This window comes from Listeria costaricensis (assembly GCF_900183385.1).
Lineage (GTDB): Bacteria > Bacillota > Bacilli > Lactobacillales > Listeriaceae > Listeria > Listeria costaricensis.
Genome location: NZ_FXUT01000015.1, coordinates 21029 through 40081 on the forward strand (window position 1 = coordinate 21029; position 19053 = coordinate 40081).

The 19053-nt window shown below is 43.5% G+C and carries 15 protein-coding genes; 8 read left to right on the forward strand and 7 right to left on the reverse strand.

Features of this window, described 5'->3' with window-relative positions:
* Positions 1-713 precede the first annotated feature (713 nt).
* The 8 genes from CS921_RS12035 (at position 714) to CS921_RS12070 (ending at position 12819) form a co-directional block, all read left to right on the forward strand.
* Positions 714-1634 (forward strand): helix-turn-helix domain-containing protein, encoded by a 921-nt coding sequence (locus CS921_RS12035; RefSeq protein WP_099224208.1) that lies wholly within the window; start codon positions 714-716, stop codon positions 1632-1634.
* Positions 1635-2136: 502 nt separating this feature from the next.
* Entirely contained in the window at positions 2137-3558 is a 1422-nt protein-coding gene (locus CS921_RS12040; RefSeq protein ID WP_099224210.1) for a transporter permease, read from the forward strand.
* A 44-nt stretch (positions 3559-3602) separates the two neighbouring features.
* Positions 3603-5741, forward strand: coding sequence for a hydantoinase/oxoprolinase family protein (locus CS921_RS12045; RefSeq protein ID WP_099224212.1), 2139 nt, complete (start codon positions 3603-3605; stop codon positions 5739-5741).
* Positions 5741-6373 carry a hypothetical protein gene (locus CS921_RS12050; RefSeq protein ID WP_099224214.1) on the forward strand — a complete coding sequence of 211 codons (633 nt, stop codon included), beginning with the start codon at positions 5741-5743 and terminating at the stop codon, positions 6371-6373. The genes CS921_RS12045 and CS921_RS12050 overlap by 1 nt, the downstream gene beginning before the upstream one ends.
* A 12-nt stretch (positions 6374-6385) precedes the next feature.
* On the forward strand, positions 6386-7744 hold the full coding sequence (locus CS921_RS12055) for an FAD-dependent oxidoreductase (protein WP_099224216.1): 1359 nt from the start codon (positions 6386-6388) through the stop codon (positions 7742-7744).
* A 20-nt stretch (positions 7745-7764) separates the two neighbouring features.
* Positions 7765-10329, forward strand: coding sequence for a glycoside hydrolase family 38 N-terminal domain-containing protein (locus CS921_RS12060; protein WP_240422359.1), 2565 nt, complete (start codon positions 7765-7767; stop codon positions 10327-10329).
* The gene (locus tag CS921_RS12065) at positions 10314-11192 is read left to right on the forward strand and encodes an ROK family protein (RefSeq protein ID WP_099224220.1); all 879 of its coding nucleotides are present in this window, start codon (positions 10314-10316) and stop codon (positions 11190-11192) included. Before CS921_RS12060 ends, CS921_RS12065 begins: the two co-directional genes overlap by 16 nt.
* A gap of 22 nt (positions 11193-11214) precedes the next feature.
* Entirely contained in the window at positions 11215-12819 is a 1605-nt protein-coding gene (locus tag CS921_RS12070; protein ID WP_099224222.1) for an ROK family protein, read from the forward strand.
* Positions 12820-12920: 101 nt separating this feature from the next.
* On the opposite strand, the gene mnhG is transcribed toward CS921_RS12070, so the two are convergent.
* From mnhG to CS921_RS12105, 7 genes are read right to left on the reverse strand one after another with little or no spacing between them, the layout of a single operon-like run.
* Entirely contained in the window at positions 12921-13490 is a 570-nt protein-coding gene (gene mnhG / locus CS921_RS12075; protein ID WP_099224224.1) for a monovalent cation/H(+) antiporter subunit G, read from the reverse strand.
* A complete protein-coding gene (locus tag CS921_RS12080; protein WP_099224226.1) occupies positions 13474-13761 on the reverse strand; it encodes a Na(+)/H(+) antiporter subunit F1 in 288 nt (95 codons plus the stop codon). Before CS921_RS12080 ends, mnhG begins: the two co-directional genes overlap by 17 nt.
* Complete coding sequence (locus CS921_RS12085) at positions 13758-14237, reverse strand: Na+/H+ antiporter subunit E (RefSeq protein ID WP_099224228.1); 480 nt, start codon at positions 14235-14237, stop codon at positions 13758-13760. Before CS921_RS12085 ends, CS921_RS12080 begins: the two co-directional genes overlap by 4 nt.
* A 6-nt stretch (positions 14238-14243) precedes the next feature.
* Entirely contained in the window at positions 14244-15734 is a 1491-nt protein-coding gene (locus CS921_RS12090) for a Na+/H+ antiporter subunit D (protein ID WP_099224230.1), read from the reverse strand.
* Positions 15724-16071: a Na(+)/H(+) antiporter subunit C gene (locus tag CS921_RS12095; protein WP_099224232.1), complete on the reverse strand. Its 348-nt coding sequence runs from the start codon at positions 16069-16071 to the stop codon at positions 15724-15726. The genes CS921_RS12090 and CS921_RS12095 overlap by 11 nt, the downstream gene beginning before the upstream one ends.
* Entirely contained in the window at positions 16071-16493 is a 423-nt protein-coding gene (locus CS921_RS12100; RefSeq protein ID WP_099224234.1) for a Na(+)/H(+) antiporter subunit B, read from the reverse strand. Before CS921_RS12100 ends, CS921_RS12095 begins: the two co-directional genes overlap by 1 nt.
* Positions 16480-18891: a Na+/H+ antiporter subunit A gene (locus tag CS921_RS12105; protein ID WP_099224236.1), complete on the reverse strand. Its 2412-nt coding sequence runs from the start codon at positions 18889-18891 to the stop codon at positions 16480-16482. Before CS921_RS12105 ends, CS921_RS12100 begins: the two co-directional genes overlap by 14 nt.
* Positions 18892-19053: the final 162 nt, after the last annotated feature.

The following is a 19053-nucleotide window of genomic DNA, read 5'->3' on the forward strand; positions in this document are numbered from 1 at the left end:
TTGGCATAAAAAGGGCAGTGCATTTTTCAGCTGAAGGCAATTTTGAGGAAATTCATGTATAAAATCCTGTATAGAAATTTTTGAAGGTGCAGACGGTTTGTGAAAAACCAGAGGACCTATTATTAAAGAAAGAATATGAACAAAAAAACGCCAGGAAGGATCCTGGCGTTGCTGTCATGACTTTTTCTTCGCCAGATTGTTGTTCTTGGGATGAGCTTGGCGAAAAGTCTTCACAGCAAATGAGATGAATGAAAACTACCAGTTGTTTACTTCGATTTCAAGTAAATAAAAGGGAGTTCGAGAGCATATCGCCCTACTGTTAGATACGTCGTAAAAGCGTATCTAACAGTAAAGAAAAATGTTCAGAAACATACTGAGTTTGGTGGAACCCAGTATGTTTTGTGACAGAAATGTGAAAATAGTTGAAATATGCTATGTCTGCTCACATGATCAGTAGTATCTTCCACGTGGATTGTATATAATGTAGACATATGATCATCATTGGTCATGAACAGCAGCTATTGAGCTGATGGTTATGAGGCCGGGCTCAATAGTTGGCTTCTTGAGCGTTAATTATCCAATGAAGTAAATAACGCCAAGTTTAGATAGCAATTCCATCATAATTTCCACCTCCTGTTAGTGGTAAATGTATCATAAATAAAGGTAAGCGGTACATTTTATCTCGAAAATGAAACGAAGGGATGCGTTACTCAGTGGAAAAGGTGCTAGAAAACGAGATTGGATCAGTCTTGAAGCGATTAAGAGAGGAGAGCGGATTAACCAGAAGCGAATTATATTCTGGAGTTATGTCTCCAGCACACGCTCATCGAGTAGAGAATCAAAATCAAGTACCCGGCTTCTTTAAAATTACAGAAATATTAAAAAGAATGTCGCTGGATGTAGATGAGTTTCTCTTTATCGCCAACGGATACGAAATGGAAGAAACGGGCCAATTTATTCAACGATTTAAAGACATCAGAATTACACTGAATGTTGAAATGATGCAACAGCTAAAAAAAGAAATCGATCAGACATTAGTCGAGGGCAATAAGCCGTTTCTTGAATGTCTGTCCCAGGTATTGGATAGCTATATTTATATTCAGGAAACCGATGACTGGGTAGGAGCACGAAAGAAGTTTTATCAAGTTTGGCAGATCCTCGAGAAGAAGGAAATCTGGAACTACCAAGATATTTTGTTGATGAGCAATATATTTTATATTTTTGATGAACCGGCAATCAATCAAATTTTTAAGCGGTTAAATTTCTATTTTGAGTTATACGGTGATTTTAAGGACTTGAAAAAACTGAAAAGAGTGACGAAATATAATTATTGTTCTTTTTTAAGAGAAAGAGGGCGTCAATTAGAAAACGAGCAGCGGTTGAATGAAGTTGCAGCAGAGGCCAAACAAGCAATGGATATCCCGATGTATTTAGAATGTAGATATTATCTTTCTGAGCTACTATGGATGAAGAATATGAAGGATGTGGGACGGCGTGAAGCGAAAAGAGTGCTTCTCTTACTAGACAATTTAGAGATGGACATATTCTCCAATGATAATCGGAAAGATTGGAAAAAACTAACAGGAGAAGACTTAGAGCCGTTTCATGTAGCAGAAGAGGGATTGACATGGTAAAAATACAAGTGAAGGAAAGTACATTCCAAACGCATGCGACTCAGCTGAGCAACGATGTAGCGGGGCAGTCCTTATGATTCACGAAGTTGTGGGCATATGGCTTACTCCAATGGGAACGCTGTACAAGATCTTCAGGTTTCTATAGGTTGAAGTTGTTATTAAACTTAAATTCTATTATAAAAGTAAAAACTACAATTTACAACACAGCCAAATGAGACAAAATAGTTCGTTTTACATGTGTACAATTTCAATATAAAGCAGCAAACAGAAGTAAGAAGCCATTTCTTAAAATGGTTCCATCTGTTCGCTGCTTTTTTGTCATGCACACAAATGAATGCGATAGGCGTCATTCGGTCTATCCAAACGGCAGCTTTATGTAATATATGTTTTAAATTTACATTTTAAAAATTTAATAAAGAAAATCATTTACAAAATCGAAAATCTAGCATATAATTTACCTGTAAAAGAAAACGATTACAAATTTAGGAGGAGAAAAAAAGCTATGTTTCCAATCGATCTAGAAAGTTTGACAATCAGTTTGCCAGAAGTCCGAGTTGCTCTTATTGTTTTGGTCAATGTATTTTTTGTTGTATTGATGATCAAGAAAAAATGTCCTACATTGGTTGCTTTACCAGTAATGGGGATCTTGACGGCACTTATTGCTTCGGTCGGTTCTTTACCAATGGCCGGTTTGTTTGATATGACGACGGGCGTTGATGAGGCGGGGCAAGATATTATTCAATCCGGTATTTTGAACGGTGTCATCATGGAAGGTGCCAAGATGATGGCCAGTGCAGTCGTGGCGGCAATTTTCGGGGCAGCCTTTGCAAGATTGCTGATGAAAAGTGGAGTTGTTGAATCGCTCATTCAAAAAGCTGCTGAGCTGGCGGGAGATCGGCCACTTGTCATTGCGTTAGTATTCTTTTTTGCAACAGTCATCATTTTTTCAGCAATCGGTGGTCTGGGTGCTGTTATTCTGGTTGGTACGATTGCTTTGCCAATTATGGTCAGTGTGGGGCTTGGCGAGGTACTATCCGGGACGATCGTTCTGCTAGGGCTCTCGTGTGGTGGGCTCATTAATCCAGCCAACTTTGCTACTTTCGCCGCAATTTTGTCCCCTGCAATGGGTGATGATTATAATGCTGCATTCAATGAAATTTCGCAAATGTCGATCGTTCTTTTTCTAATCGTATTAGTTATTTCTGTTATTTATATTATCTTCTGTTCTCGAAAACTCGTTTTTACTAAGACATGGGCAAAAGCGCAGGGTGAACAAGGGCCAAATAAAAATGTTCCTTGGTATCTGCTCATTACACCTGTTATTCCAGTACTCATCGTTGTTATCAGTACCTTTATGAAAATGACGGTTCCTGCTGAAGTAGCGATTATGCTAGGGATTTTATACTTGCTATTCGCTTCTAGAATGCCTGGGAAAATCAATCAGCTGACTTCTTCTTTCATTGAAGGAACTCAAGATGTTGCGGGTGCCATCGTGCTTTTGATCGGCTTGGGAATTTTGATCAAAGGTTTCCAATTCTTCTCAGTCAGTATGATTATCACACCATTTATTCAACTACTTGTTTCTTACTTGCAAAATCCATTAACCTATGTGATCGGCTTCACCATTGCGACACCACTTGTGCTTTATCGTGGACCACTTAATACATTTGGTATCGGCGGCGCATTGCCAACTATTTTTGCATCAGCAGGTTTCTCGCCATTAGCCATTATTTGGGCACTACGGGCAACTGGTAATATGCAAGGCTTCGGTGATCCAACGAACTCACAAAATATTTGGATTGCCAACTTTTTAAAAATTGATCCGAATGAGATTACAAAGAAAACATTCTTACTGGGGATCATTATCACCTTTGTCATACTATGTTACGCAGCATTTATTTTGCAGATCGATCTGGTTGCCTAACCTAACCGATTTGCTAGAGTGAAATCATAAACGGAGGGAACAAAATGAGTAGAAAAGTGAGAATCGGGATCGATGTCGGCGGTACTTTTACGGATGCTGTAGTCATTGATAATGAAACAGGAGAAGTACTGGCCAAAGCCAAAACCCCTACGACGCATACAGCGGAAGAAGGCGTTGCAAAAGGAATTATTGAGCTGATTACTCAAATCCTTAACGAGCAAAATATTTGTCCTGATGATGTCGTTTTTATTGCTCATGGAACTACTCAAGCGACGAATGCCTTACTTGAAGGCGATGTGGCCAAAGTAGGTGTTATTGGTATTGGCGAATCTCGAATGGCGCAAAGTGAATTAAAGATAAAGGATATTGAACTCGCTCCAGGTCGCTACTTGCAGGTGGTTAATCATTATATTGAACTGAGTCATTTTTCTAAGGAAACTGTGATGCAAGGGCTGGAATATTTGAAAGAAAATGGTGCTGAAGTGATCGTCGTTTCGCAGGCGTACGGCATCAATGATCCGAAGAATGAAATTCAGGCAGTGAAGTGGTGCCAGGAAGCGGGCTTTTTTGCAACGGCGGGGCACGAAGTCAGTGAGCTGTATGGATTAAAAGTGCGCACAGCAACCGCAGTGATCAATGCCTCCCTGATTCCCAAAATGATGGCAACCGCCGATATGACGGAAAAAGTAGTCAAGGAAATCGGGATTAAAAGTGAACTGATGATCATGCGTGCAGACGGCGGCGTAATGTCGATTAAGGAGGTCCGCAAACGGCCGATTTTGACCATGCTTTCCGGACTTGCTGCCGGAGTTGCAGGGGCACTAATGTATGGCAAGGTAACGGAAGGGATATTCTTTGAAATTGGCGGCACCTCCATTGATATTTCGGTCATTAAAGACGGGAAGGTCATGATTAAAAATGCACGCGTCGGCGGTCATAAAACCTATTTGAAATCGCTGGATATTCGCACGTTGGGGATTGCCGGCGGGTCCATGATTCGCATAAAAAATGGCGACCTTGTGGATGTTGGGCCAAGGTCGGCTCACTTGGGCGGCTTTGAATATGAGTGCTTTGCAAGTGATGCCGCTCAAGCAACAAATCCATCAGTGAAGTTAATTCGACCGCTTGAAGGCGATCCAGATGATTATGCCGTTTTTGAGGCGGGCGGTGTTCAATATGCGTACACACTGGCAGGAGCAGCGAATATATTGGGCTATATTCCAGAAAAAGACTATGCATACAGCTGTGCCGAAATGAATCGACTAGCATGGGAGACACTGGCGGCTTACTGTCAAAGTACTGTGGAAGAAGTGGCACGAAAAGTGATGGATATTGCTTCTGATAAAGTATGGGCGACAGTAAAACCGATGATTGAAGAATATGAATTAGAAGAAAGCTTTTTAACGTTGATCGGAGGTGGCGGTTCAGCCTCCGTTCTGACGGGATATTTGGCAGAGCGGCAGTCGGTCAACTTTAAAATTGCTGAAAATGCGCCATATATTTCCACGATTGGTGTGGCAATGGCCATGGTGCGTGAACAAATGGAGCGCTCAGTTATTCATCCAACGAATGACGATATTCGCAAGCTGCGCCATGATATTATTAATAAAATCATGGAATCGGGAGCGAAGGAAGAGACGATAGAGGTCACCATTGAGGTGGATGAACAGCAGAATAAACTCATTGCCACTGCTACCGGTGCGAATGAGTTTAAAGCCAAGGACATGAAAAAAGTATTTTTGACAGATGAACAACTGCATGCCAATGTTGCCCATTCTGTTCAATTAGAAATCGGCGAGGTAGAAGCTGTCAAAAAAGTTGGGCGCTATTCGGCTTTTCGCGGCGTGCAAACCACGACCAAGTTTTTCGGCCTGTTGAAACAGAAAAAAAATATCACAGCCATCAGCGACAATGAAGGGGTCGTGGTTCTGCGACGTATCGGAGGAACCGTTTACTGGACGACAAAAGAGCGCTTAGAAGAAAAATTAAGCAAAATTGTAGAAGAACTGTCTTCTTATTCCGATGCAGGTCAGACCATTCCGGCGATCTATGTGTTTACACCAAGCCGCATGCACGATTATTCAGGACTGCATGACTACGAGCAGCTCAAGAGCCTTTTGCAGCTGGACACGGAATTTTTGAAACCTGATGATGAGCTGATACTTGTCGGAGAGAAAAAATAATGAATGGTCAACTGATTCAAACGCTTTTTGCAGACGATATGCAGGAAGCGTTTGACCTTGATTTATTAAAGTCGGATCGAGCCTTTCCCTATTTAGAAGAATCGCCGCAAGAGCTGCTTGCACGTGTTTATGCCTATACAGATAAAATTTATGCGACATATAGCAATCAAAATATCGCGAAAATGCTCAAGAAATTGGCTTGCACTTATACGGTAGTAAAGAATGATGGCACCACCAGTTCAGCCTATAAACGGGCGATGATCTCTATTACTAAAAAAGAAAAAAAGATTCTCATCTATCAAGATTCCATAGATGAAATCAGTCAGCTAACCAAGCAGTTTCTTCCGATGATTACAAGGGAACAAATTGAGCAATTGCATGCGGCTCATGAATTTTTCCATCTGCTGGAATATGAAAATGGGGCAGATGTCTCCAAGGTTGTGCAGCCCGTATTACGGTCTAGCTGGCTCATGAAAAGGAAACGAATGGAGATGCTTTCGGAAATTGCCTGCTACCGGTTTTCAATGAAATTTGCAAAAGTAGATGTTCATCCCAGAGCCTTTGATTACGCGGCGCTATTGGCACGAAAACAGGATAGTGAGCAGTATGTAAAAACGATATTCTCGCTTTGAGAAGAAAGGATAATGGCTATGAGTAAAATCGAGCAAATATATGATGTGGTCGTTGTTGGCGGTGGGACAGCAGGAGCCATGGCAGCCCTTGAAGCTTTAAAGCAGGGACTTTCAGTAATCATTATTGAAAAAACACTGGCACTAGGCGGAACGATGACCAATGCTCTAGTTACGCCAATGATGCCAACCTATGTTGAAAATACACATTTGACCAAGCATATCAAAGCACTGCTAGAAGCCTATGAAGGGAAAAAGTTAACAAAAGATTCGCCAGTCGTTTGGTTCAATCCAGAAACAGTCAAGTATGTCATGGAGAAAGAGATTCTTGATTGCGGCGGAACGATTCTATACGATGCCACACTCACAGAGGCGCAGATAAAAGAAGGCTCTATCGTCGAGGTCACACTGCTAGCCGCAAATCAGCCATGCCGAGTAAAAGGACGCCACTTTATCGACTGCTCGGGAGATGCCGCATTGGCAAAAGCTGCAGGAATTCCGACGCGCTCTGGCAATGAGACAGACGGGAAAAATCAGGCTGTTTCTTTCCGCTTTGAGATTGGTGGCATTGACATTTCAACGTTGCGCAACTGGTGCAAAAATGAAGCCTATACATTCAATGACTGTTTGAACGATCAATTTTTTGAATTTGTTCACGTGCCGAACAACCCAGCTTGCGGGAATCTGCTCGAAATTTTTGAAGCTGGACGTAAAAACGGTGAGTTAACGGCAGCAGACATTCGTTATGTTCAAGCATTCAGTATTCCTGCCAAACCCGGTGTCATGTCATTCAACGGACCGCAACTACCTAATGACCATGCGGTAACAGACCCGCTAGGCTTTAGCCAATATGTCAGTACAGGCCGTGCCATGCAAAGACGTCTGTTTCAATTTTTGAAAAAACATATTCCAGGATTTGAACAGGCCTACATTGCGCAGGAAGCGAGAATGCTTGGTGTTCGAGAGTCTTGCCGAATTGTTGGTCAATATGTACTGGATGAGGCAGATTACATTGCCCGGCGCAAATTTGATGATGGGATTGCACGTGCTGACTGGTATGTAGATGTGCATACGGATGACCTCGAAGTAGAAAAAGAACACTTTAAGGTGAAATATGATCCAGGGGAATATTATGAAATCCCGTACCGCTGCTTAGTCAGTCATGAAGTGAAAAATTATATTGCAGCTGGTCGACATATTTCGACAACCTTCAAAGTCCAATCTTCCGTCCGAATTCAATTCACCTGCCAGAATATGGGCGTGGCTGCGGCTTATGCGTGCAAATATAGTAAAGAAACAAATATACCGCTCAATCAGATTGATGGCAAGGCACTGAAAGCCCTATGTCTGAAAGAAATCTACACGGAAAGATAGGAGGCGTTGATGTGGAAAAAATGATCATCATGACGCATACACATTGGGATCGGGAATGGTATGAGTCATTTGAAAGCTTTCGTTATAAGCTACGTCATGGAATGGATGGCGTTGCTCGGAAAATCCAAAACGGTGAGCTAGCCTATTTTTTCTTGGATGGGCAGACAGTCGTGCTGGAGGACTATCGTGAAATTGCGAATGAAGAGGATTATCAAAGGCTGGTTCAGCTAATTCAAAATAAAAAAATAGAAGTTGGTCCGTGGTATTTATTGGCGGACGAATTTTTAGTTTCCGGTGAATCACTCATAAAAAATTTAGAATTTGGCACGGATACGGCTAAACAGCTAGGCTCTGCGCATAATATCGGCTATTTGCCTGATACTTTCGGCCATGTCAGCCAAATGCCACAAATACTAGCAGGCTTTGAGATCGAACATGCGCTAATTTGGCGGGGCTGTGATGCAGAAGCTTATGAAAATAACTGGCAGAGTCCAGATGGTTCGGCGGTCAAGACAATCGTTTTGCCACTATTTGAAGGCTATTACCAAACCTATCTAAATGCAGATAATTTTGCTGAGCAAGTAACCACCTTTATTGAAAAACACCGCGAGCGAGTCAAAAATGGCACACTGCTGTTGATGAATGGCGCAGATCATAGCATTATAATCGATCAAATGGCTGCAAAAATAAAGACGATTCAGGCCGACCATCCTGAACTGACCATCATAGAGGGCAACATGTCGACTTTTGTAGATGAAATAAGCCAAGCGCCATTTGCCGATACTATTTACGGTGAGCGAAGAGAAAATGAGAAAATTTTTCTTCTGCCGAATGTGTTGTCCACACGCCTATACCTGAAAGAGCAAAATCAGCGCTGTGAAGATTGGGCAATCCATTATTTGGATACATTTTCACTCTTTGCGCGCGATACAGCACTAAACGAGCAATTCCGGCGCTATATTTGGAAGACGCTGTTAAAAAATCAACCGCACGATAGTATTTGCGGCTGTAGCATCGATGAGGTGCATAATGAGATGGAAGGGCGCAGTGTCAAGGTTCTTTCAGCGATCGATCAATATTTAAAGAGCACGTTACAACAGCAGTTTCCTTATAAATACGGGGCTACATTAGCCGCCAATCCATTTTTATATTTGACGCATGTTTTGCCTTTTGCCACCTCTGTTTTAACTGAAATAGAAGTTATCGTGCCCGTACAGGATGATACAGGCAACATTCTTCTCACAGATGCCAAAGGACAAAGCGCTCTGTATGATGTGCTCGAGCGAAAAGAAGAGGAGCGTCTTTTTAGAAATGTCTATAATGAGCCGCAGTATCACCAGGTTGTCGCTTACCGAGTCGCTTTATTGGCGTTTTCGGAAGGGATTGAAACGAAACGGTATCAATACCAGCAGAGTGATAAACCCTTGGCCTTGTTTGCAGCGACAGATAAAAAGAACAGTATTGAAAATGACTATCTCAAAATAACCGCCGATCTAGATGGAATTGTTGTGCTAGATAAAGAGTCTAACCAGATATATCGAAATATCAATGAGTTTCGGGCCAGTCTAGATGTTGGTGACAGCTATAACTATTCTCCGCCACTAGAAGATGTCATCAGTGATGCCAAAATCAGCAAGGTTTCCTGCCAATTTGTTGGCGATACACATCAGGAATTAGTCGTTCACTATGAATTGAACACACCGAAAGAGCTAAATAAAGAAAGAACAACAGGCAGCACCGAAAAAGCAGTCACAGAAATTCGCTCATCTATTCGACTCGTAAAAGGAAGCAGACGGATTCAATTTAAAACGACCGTCACCAATCGTGCAAAGGATCAAAAAATCGTCTTGCGTTTCGGCGTCGGTCAGGCAGATGACAGCTTGGCAGATACAGCATTCGATATTATCAAACGAAAGACGGATTCACAAGCTCAGTATGACGCAGATAAGAATAAAGAAGTCCGTGTGCAGCAACATCCAACGCAATCTACCATTTGGGTGAATGGTTTCCAATTTACACATCGCGGCTTGCAGGAATATCAGATTGCACGTGAGGAGCAGGATTATTTGCAGGTGACCTTTTTACGCAGTGTGGGCTGGCTATCAAGGCGAGATCTGCGTACGCGCGGCAACGGGGCAGGACCGGGATTTGAAGCTCCAGGAGCCCAGTGCCTAGGAACCTATACTTTTGAATACAGTCTGCAACTAGGTATGCCAGAAATAGATTTGAATGAAAGCAAGAAATGGCGGGTTCAGCCTGTGTTTCAGCAGGCAGATGTCTCGCGAGATGAAACGAAAATATATGCTCAGCTGACACAAAATACCGTTTTTTCAAGTGCTAAAATGGTTGATGAAAATGTAATGGAGCTGCGCTATTTCAACCCGCAAAATAAACATGTGAAAGAATCATTCCAGTTTAAGTGGCCGGTTAAGCAGGCGACAGTAGTGAATTTGAATAAAAAAATCATTGAAAATGTGGAGGGGGCTCAGGAGTTATCGTTCAGCTTTGCTCCGTTTTGCATCAAAACCATCCATATTTACTTTGAGAAAGAGCAGAAGGAGGAACTGGAATGTCCCAAATACTAGCATTCGATATAGGGGGAACATTTATTAAATACGGCATCATCAGCTCTGTGGGGCAGGTGATTAGCAAGGGACAGGAAGAGACCCCTTCAAAAGAGGGCGGAAACGGCATTGTTCGGTTGCTGAAAGAGATTGGTGATCGGCTAATAGATGAGCAGGTGACAGGGATTGCCATCAGTACAGCCGGACAAGTAGACGTTAAAACAGGCGAAATTATACATGCTTCGGAATTAATTCCCAACTTTAAAGGGATCAATCTGAAAAGAGAGCTGGAGTCCTATTTTCATCTGCCTGTAGAGGTTGAAAATGATGCCAATTGTGCGGCGCTTGCTGAAATGTGGCTTGGGGAAGCGAAAGGAAAAGAGACGATTTTCTGCCTGACACTGGGGACTGGAATAGGCGGCGGTTATGTTGCGGGAGGGCAGCTGCAACATGGCGCCCATTACCGGGCAGGAGAGATCGGCTATTTGCGCATAGGAAATGAAAAGTTTGAAGATTTGGCGACACCGCGCGTACTAATTGAAAACGTTCGAGAGAAAATAACGTCAACTGAGATGGACGAATTAACAAGCGAAAAAATTTTTGAACTGGCTAAATCGGGGAATCAGGTTTGTATTGATGCGATTGATGAAATGATGTATCATTTGAGTAAAGGAATTTCCGCAGTTTGTTACTTGCTAAACCCGGAAATGATCGTGATTGGAGGCGGTATTTCTGCACAGCGGGAATATTTGCAGCCGGTTTTGGAAAAGCATATCAAGAATGAATTATTGACAAGCTTTGTTCAAGATGTCACCGTGACCTTTTCAAAAATAAAAAATGAAGCAGGGATGATTGGCGCCGTTTATCATTTTATGCTTCATTAATCGTAAAGGATGGAATGAGCGGATGCGGGAGTTTTTGTCATTTAGTATTGAAAGCACCTATATTGCTTTTGGTATTGTTACGGAAATGGGCAGCGTTGTTGAAAGCTCAGTGATCGAATACAACAACCGCCTAACTGGTCCGGAAATTGTCACGACGATTATCCGCATCGCCAAAGAATATCATGCGCGGGGAATTTCGGGGCTTACAATTAGTACAGCCGGCCAAGTAGATGCGAATCGTGGCGAAATTCTTTACGCATCTGAACATATTTCTGATTATACGGGAGTTAAATTAAAAAGCTTGATTGAAGCAGAGACTCATATACCTGTGGAAGTTCAAAATGATGTCAATGCATCGGCTTTGGCAGAATCTTGGCTGGGCGTAGCAAAAGATGTTCAAAGTCTGTTTTATTTGTCTATTGGAACAGGCGTTGGTGGCAGTTATATCATTGATAATAAGCTGTATGCCGGACATAGTTTTAGCGCGGGTGAGATTGGCTATCTGCCCATCAAGCAGCACTATTTGGAAGATTTGGGTTCCATGCACGCCTTGCAGACACAAATTGCCGAACAACTGAACTTGCCGCTTAAATCTGTCACAGTGGCTGATATTGTAAGCAAATATGAGCAGGGGGAGACCGTTTATGTAGAAGCAGTGGATGCTTTTGTAGATGTTATTGCCCAAGCGCTAGCAACGATTGTTTATATACTTAATCCAGAATTGATTGTGATTGGCGGAGAGGTTAAAAATAACCGTTCGTTCTTTCAACCGCGCTTCAGTCAGGCCTTAGCCAATAAACTGCTCCCTAATTTCCGCAAGAATATTCGGCTGGAAATCGCAGACACATTGAAGAAAACACGTTTAGTGGGTGCCGTTCGGAATTTCTTACTGCAAGAAAGCAATTTACCACTTAGGAACTTTCTGACCCTTGTCGAGCAAAAAAGAGCTACTTTTACCAAAAGAGAAACGATTATTGCTGACTTTATTCTAAATAATATGGAGCGGGTGCCAGCCCTCACCATTTCGGAGATGGCCAAGCAAGTAGATGTTTCGGATCCAACTATCACACGTTTTTGCCGGAAGATTGGTGTAAGCTCATTTAATGAATTAAAAATGATGGCTAAAACCGCACAAGCCAGCAGTAAACTATACGAAGGAAATAGGAACCGGCTGCCATTTAGAAGTATTTACGAAAATGCCATGATTGCAGTTGAAAATGAACTGAAAACAGAGCAGGGGCAAGCGCTAGTAAATATGGTCGGGCAACAGAAGCAGCTTTATTTTTTGGCGTATGACATGGAGCCGCAGCAATTTTCCGAGATTCAACGGATGTTTTTACAGAAGAATTACATTGTGACGTCCTTTTTAGGAAATGAAGCGATTGAAGCTGCTGAAAAAGCACTTCCTCAAGATGCCTTCATTATGTACTTTTTTAGAGAAAATGACGCAGCTAAGCAAAAGAAAAACATGTATCAATTGCTGCAAAAACGTTCTAATGCGCTAGGTATCAGTGAGGTTCATTTTACAGAGACGGTCCAGCCAATGATCACACTACCAGTAATGGCTGGCAACATGAACTTCGCATTGACTTATTTTTTCCAACTACTAATCGAGATGATCGAATAATAAGCCAAATAAAGAGAATCCGTCATCAAGCAATCGAAAGCATTTCTTACAATGCCCATTGCTTGATGATGGATTCTCTCTTTATTATGTCTAAAACGAACTCATTTCTCTTCCGACTCGTCCTGCTCAATAATCTCATGCTCGGAATCATCGGACTGTTCTTCAATCGTCTGTTCCTCCCGTTCGCGTTCAGCGTCCTCCTGCTCCTCGTAAGCATCGATCTCTTCTGCGCGTAATTCCCAGTCCAGCCGATCTTCCAGCGCTTCCTTCTCCTGCCGCGCTTTTTCGATCTGCTCTTGACGAATGATCAAATTCTTCCGCTGCTTGATATCGTCTTTTTTGACGGAACGCAACTGGTCACGAATCCGAATCGCAAGGGGAACGCCCGTATCATAAGCGGCCCGGTTGATCAGATGGGAGGCGACCGGCGTTGTCAAAAAGATGAACAGAATCGCCAGCAATACCCGCGCATTAAAACCTTCCCCTGAATGGAAAAAATAGCCGACCGTTGCAAAAAGCAACAAACTGACGCCAAACGTATTGCTGATTCCGGCCGCATGCGTTCTTGTGTAAACGTCTGGAAGGCGAATCACACCAACTGCCGACAAAATGCTGAGCAGTCCGCTGATTATGATCATGACAGAAATAATAATCTCAATTATCACGTTCACGTTCGATCACCTTCCCTTTCTCAATGAATTTGGCAAATGAAACCGTCCCGATAAAAGCCAGCAGTGCGATTAACAAAATAACATCCAAATAGGCATTCGTATCATAAAACATGGAAAGCAGAGCGACAATGGCGACCAGATTCATACCAATCGAGTCCAGCGCGACAACTTTATCCGAAGTGGTCGGTCCTTTCAAAATGCGATAGAGATAAAGAAAAATCGAAATCGAGTAAAGCAGCAGCCCAATTGAAAGTGCAATTTTTAAAATCATCCGTGGAACACCTCCATGATCGCCCCTTCATAAGAATTCCGGATCGTGGCGATTTCCTCTTCAATATTCGGCACATGCAGCGAGTGAACATAGATGGCTTTGTAATCATCAGAAATCGTAATGGAAAGCGTCCCCGGCGTCAGTGTGATCATCAGTGCCAGCATTGTGACCTCCCAATCCGTCTCAAGCATCGTATCATAACGGAAAATACCCGGCCGAATATTCATATCCTTTTTCAAAACAATCCGGCTGACATGAATCGTCGAAACAATCAAATCGTGCAGAAAGTTGTAGAGCAGTTTGACAAGTGCCAGCAGTCGGAACACGTAAAATGTCGTGCCCAGAAAGCGCCGCATGAAAAACAGCAGAATAACGCCAATGAAAAACCCAACAAAAAAGGTGCCAAAGGTGAAGGATGATTCAAGGAACATCCACAAGCAGGCAAGAATCAAATTGATTATCAGTTGAAAAGCCATGAACCATCACTCCTTAAAGACGGCGTTGATATAGATACTCGGATCAATCAAAGAGTCAACCGCCTGTGAAATATAAGGCAGCATCAGCTCCGAGCAAACGCCGTATAATATTGAAATCGATAACAAAATGACAACGGGCAGCATCATTTTCCGGTAAGGGATTTTTAGATTGAAATTCCCCTGCTTGCCGCCCCAGAAGCCACGTGTGAACACTTTGATCAGCGACATTAGGACAAACAGGCTCGACAGAAGGACGATCACGCCGCCAACGATCATTCCCGCCGAAAATGAGCCCTCGACAATCAGCAGTTTCCCGAAGAAGCCACTAAGCGGTGGAATTCCGGAAAGCCCCAGAATTGCAATGAAGAAAGCCCAGCCGAGCGACGGTTTGACGGTCATGAGCCCGCTGAATTTCTTGACACTGGAATAGCCGGTAATCGCCATGACGACACCCACAATTAGGAAAAGCGCCGCCTTGATAATCATATCATGGATTAGATAGAAAACCGCACCAGTCATTGCTTCACGTGACATAAGCGAGACGCTGAACAGGATGACCCCGATGGCAATCAAAATATTATAAATCACAATCGTTTTTAAATCATAGTAGCTCATTGCGCCAATTACACCCAGAATGATCGTGATGATCGCCAAAATCCCGAGCAGCGGCAGAACAAAATCGGACAGCTGATAGAAAAACAGCGAGTAGGTTCGCATGATGGCATAGACGCCAACTTTTGTCAGCAGTCCGCCGAATAGTGCCAGAATGGGGATTGGCGGTGCAAAATAGGAACCTGGCAGCCAGAAGTAGAGCGGAAACAGCCCGGCCTTGAGTCCGAACACAAACAGGAACATCACGGCGACGACGCTGATCATGCCGTAGTTGCCGCTACCATCAAGCGCCGCAATCTTTTGGGAAATATCCGCCATGTTCAGAGTGCCAATCATTGAATAGAGCAGGGCGATCGCCACAACAAAAAATGCAGAGCCCACAACATTGATCAGAAGATATTTGATGGTGGCTTTCAGTTGGATTTTCGTCCCACCGATTACAAGCAGTACGTATGACGACATCAGCATGACCTCGAAGAAAACAAACAGGTTGAAAATATCACCCGTCAAAAACGAGCCGTTCACACCGACCATCATAAATAGGATTACCGCATAGTAGAGGAACTTTTCACGCGGCTTTCCGATCGTATAGAAGGAATAAATGACCACGCAGTTCAGGACAATACTGGAAGTCGTCACTAGGAGAAGGGCCAGCATATCGCCAACCATGGTAATCCCAAAAGGTGCGTCCCAGTTGCCGATATTCAGCGTCATAATCCCATTTTTGTGTACATAAAAGACTAGAAATAGGGAGGCCAGAAACAGCAGAATACTGAAAATCAGTGCAACAGTTCGCTGGAGATAGATCCGTTTTGGTAAAATCATCAGTAAAATTGCACCGAAAAACGGAATCAAAATCGGCATCAGTACAAGGTTATTCGTCATCGGCTTCATGTCCTCTCGTTTTCGATACACTTTCACTATCCAGTTCCTGATAAGCCCGGTAAGCCAGTACTAGGAAGAAGGCCGTTACACCAAAGCCAATCACAATGGCTGTTAAAATTAAGGCTTGCGGAATCGGGTCATTGTAGGCAGTGGTCACCTTTAAACCTAAGATGGGTGCCTCGCCGCGCTTCAAGCCGCCCATTGTCAAAACGAGCAAGTTGACACCGTGGCTTAAAATGGCCGTGCCGATAATGATCCGAAGCAAACTTTTCGATAAAATTAAATAGACAGCAGCAGCAAACATTAAACCGATGAGGATCGACATTAAAAGTTCCATTAGTCACTCTCCCCAATCGATTGAATGATGGTCAGTGTCACACCAACGACGACCAGATAGACACCTAGATCAAACAGAGTGGCCGTGTGAAGGGAGACATCACCAAGGATGGGCAAGTCGATATGTGTATACTTATGCGTCAAAAATGCATCTCCCGTCAGAATCCCAATCAGCCCCGTTCCAAGTGCAAACAGAAGTCCGATCCCCGTCAGCATGATCGTATTGATATTGAGCATGCTTTTGACTGTTTTTGTATCATAAGCAAGAAACATCAGCGTAATCGCACCGGCACTCGTAAGCCCAGCCACAAAGCCGCCGCCGGGATTATAGTGTCCCGCAAGAAATAAATGAAGCGAGAACAAGAAAATGATGAACGCCACAACTTTTGTGACATTTCTCAGCAAGACGTCATTGGTTTTCATCTTTTTCCCTCCTCTTTGTTAAACGTAATTTAATCATCGCATAAATGCCAATGGAAGCAATTGCCAGAACCGCCGTTTCAAACAGTGTATCAAAGCCCCGGAAGTCAACCAGAATCACATTGACAACATTTTTTCCGCCCGCTTCTTTATAGGCATTGTCTAAATAGTACTGCGAAATCGAATCATAGAAAGTCGTATCAAATGCAGAAAGCGCAATGAGCGTCACTGTCACGCCGACCCCGATACTTAAAATCGTTTTGACCGAGAACCATTTCGGCTTTTCCTCAATATTACTGAATTGCGGCAGATGATAAAAGACCAGCAGATAAAGCACAACAGAAATCGTCTCGATCACGAGCTGCGTCAGCGCCAGATCCGGCGCCCGCGAAATAATGAAGAAAATACTCACCGTATAACCCATGGCTCCGAGTAAAATGATCGAAGTGATACGCGATTTGGAAAAAACCGTTCCGATCAAAGTCACCAGAATGACCGCCGCTAAAACAAAATCAACCGCCGTTACCGGTGTCATGGCACTAAAGTTAAAATTAAAGGCATCCGTTATAAACATGGTGCCGATAATCAAAATAATAAAAGCCGTCAGCATGTAGTTCAAATAAGTCCGCAGCCAGCCAGTCATGATCCACATCGTCGTCCGGTATGAGCCCTGTTCCAAATAAAACATACTCGCATCATAAGCACGGCCAATTCGCAGCTTCTTCGGCACGCGCGTCGTAATCCAAGGCTTCCAGTAGCGATTCGTCTTGTAAAGCAGGGTCCCAACGATGACCACACCAATCGTCATTAATAGTGCCGGCGTGATGCCATGCCATAGACTGATATGAATGGAAAAATCGCTGTCCGCCGCTCCCAGTGTTGGAACGATCGCTTTAACAGCCGGCTCTAAAATCGGCGCGGCAATCAGATTCGGAAAAATCCCGATTAGAACGACCAGAAAGGCCAGAATGCAAGGTGGAAGAAGCAGTCCGAGCGGTGCTTCATGTGGTTTTTTCGGCAGCAAGTAAGGCTTATTTTTACCCGTAAAGGTTTTGAAGAAAATAATCATACTGTAGACAAATGTAAACACGCTGGCAATCCAAGCAATCACCGGAAGTAGAACGCCCCAAGTGTCGGCATTCCAAAGATTCATGTGCACAATATCCGTCATGCTTTCAAAGAACATCTCTTTACTCAAGAAACCGTTAAACGGCGGCAGACCAGCCATCGCGAACGTCCCGATAAAAGCGATCGTAGCAGTAATCGGCATGATTCGCATTAACCCGCCAAGACGCCGAATGTCGCGCGTCCCCGTTTCATGGTCGACGATCCCGACCATCATAAACAAACTTCCTTTGAAAGTCGCATGGTTGAACAAGTGGAACACAGCCGCCACAATCGCTGCTGCATAAAATTCCTCGTTGCCAAAATGCAGACTGAGCGCCCCGACCCCGAGCAGGGACATAATCAAACCAAGCTGGCTAATCGTCGAGTAGGCCAAAATGGCTTTCAAGTCATTCTTCTTGGTTGCATTGATGGAGCCCCAAAGCAGCGTAACAATCCCCACAATCGAGACCGTCCAAAACCAGACCTCGGATACAGCGAAAAGTGGCGTAAAACGGGCGACAATATAAATCCCCGCCTTAACCATCGTAGCCGAATGCAGATAGGCGCTGACAGGAGTCGGAGCTTCCATCGCATCAGGCAGCCAAACGTGGAACGGCACCTGAGCTGATTTGGTAAATGCACCGAGCAAAATGAAAATCATCGCAGGGACAAAAAGCGGATTCCCCGCAATCGCCGGCCCGCTGGCAATGATTTCCCGAACAGAAAAGCTGTCCGTCATGATGTGCAGCAGAATAAAGCCGCCGAGCATCATCAAACCGCCAAACACCGTGATCATCATCGACTTTCTGGCCCCATAACGCGACCGCTCCCGATGATACCAGTAACCAATCAAAAGGAATGAACTGATCGACGTCATTTCCCAAAATAGGTAGAGCACAATCAAGTTGTCACTGAGCACAACCCCCAGCATGGCCGACATAAAAATCATCAGAAACGCATAAAAATTATTCAGCCGCTCCGTTTTTTTACCCAGATAATAGATCGAATAGAAAACGACCAGCGACCCGATCCCCGTGATGAGGAGGGCAAAGAGCAGACTCAGACCGTCCACAACGACTGTAAAATTAATCCCGAAGCTTGGAATCCAGGGCATTGTGGCAGTTGTCGACTGGTGCATCGTTTTGGGAATAAAACTGCAGAAATAAATGAAAAGCAAGACAGGAATCGGCAGCACCAGCCAACCTGTATGAATTTTTTTGGTCCACTTATAAACGAGCGGAATCAAAAGTGCCGCAAAAAATGGCAGCAAAATAGCAACATGCAGTAAAGACAAATCGGCTCCTCCTTTTAATTTTATCTATCTAACCAGCCGAAAGAAGTCCAATCTAATGGCTGAAATAAGCAAAACAACATTCAAAAAGCAAGCAAGTACTTACATTTCTTTTCTTTGATAAAAAAATGCTTGAAAAAGAAAGCACAAATTTATTATAGCACA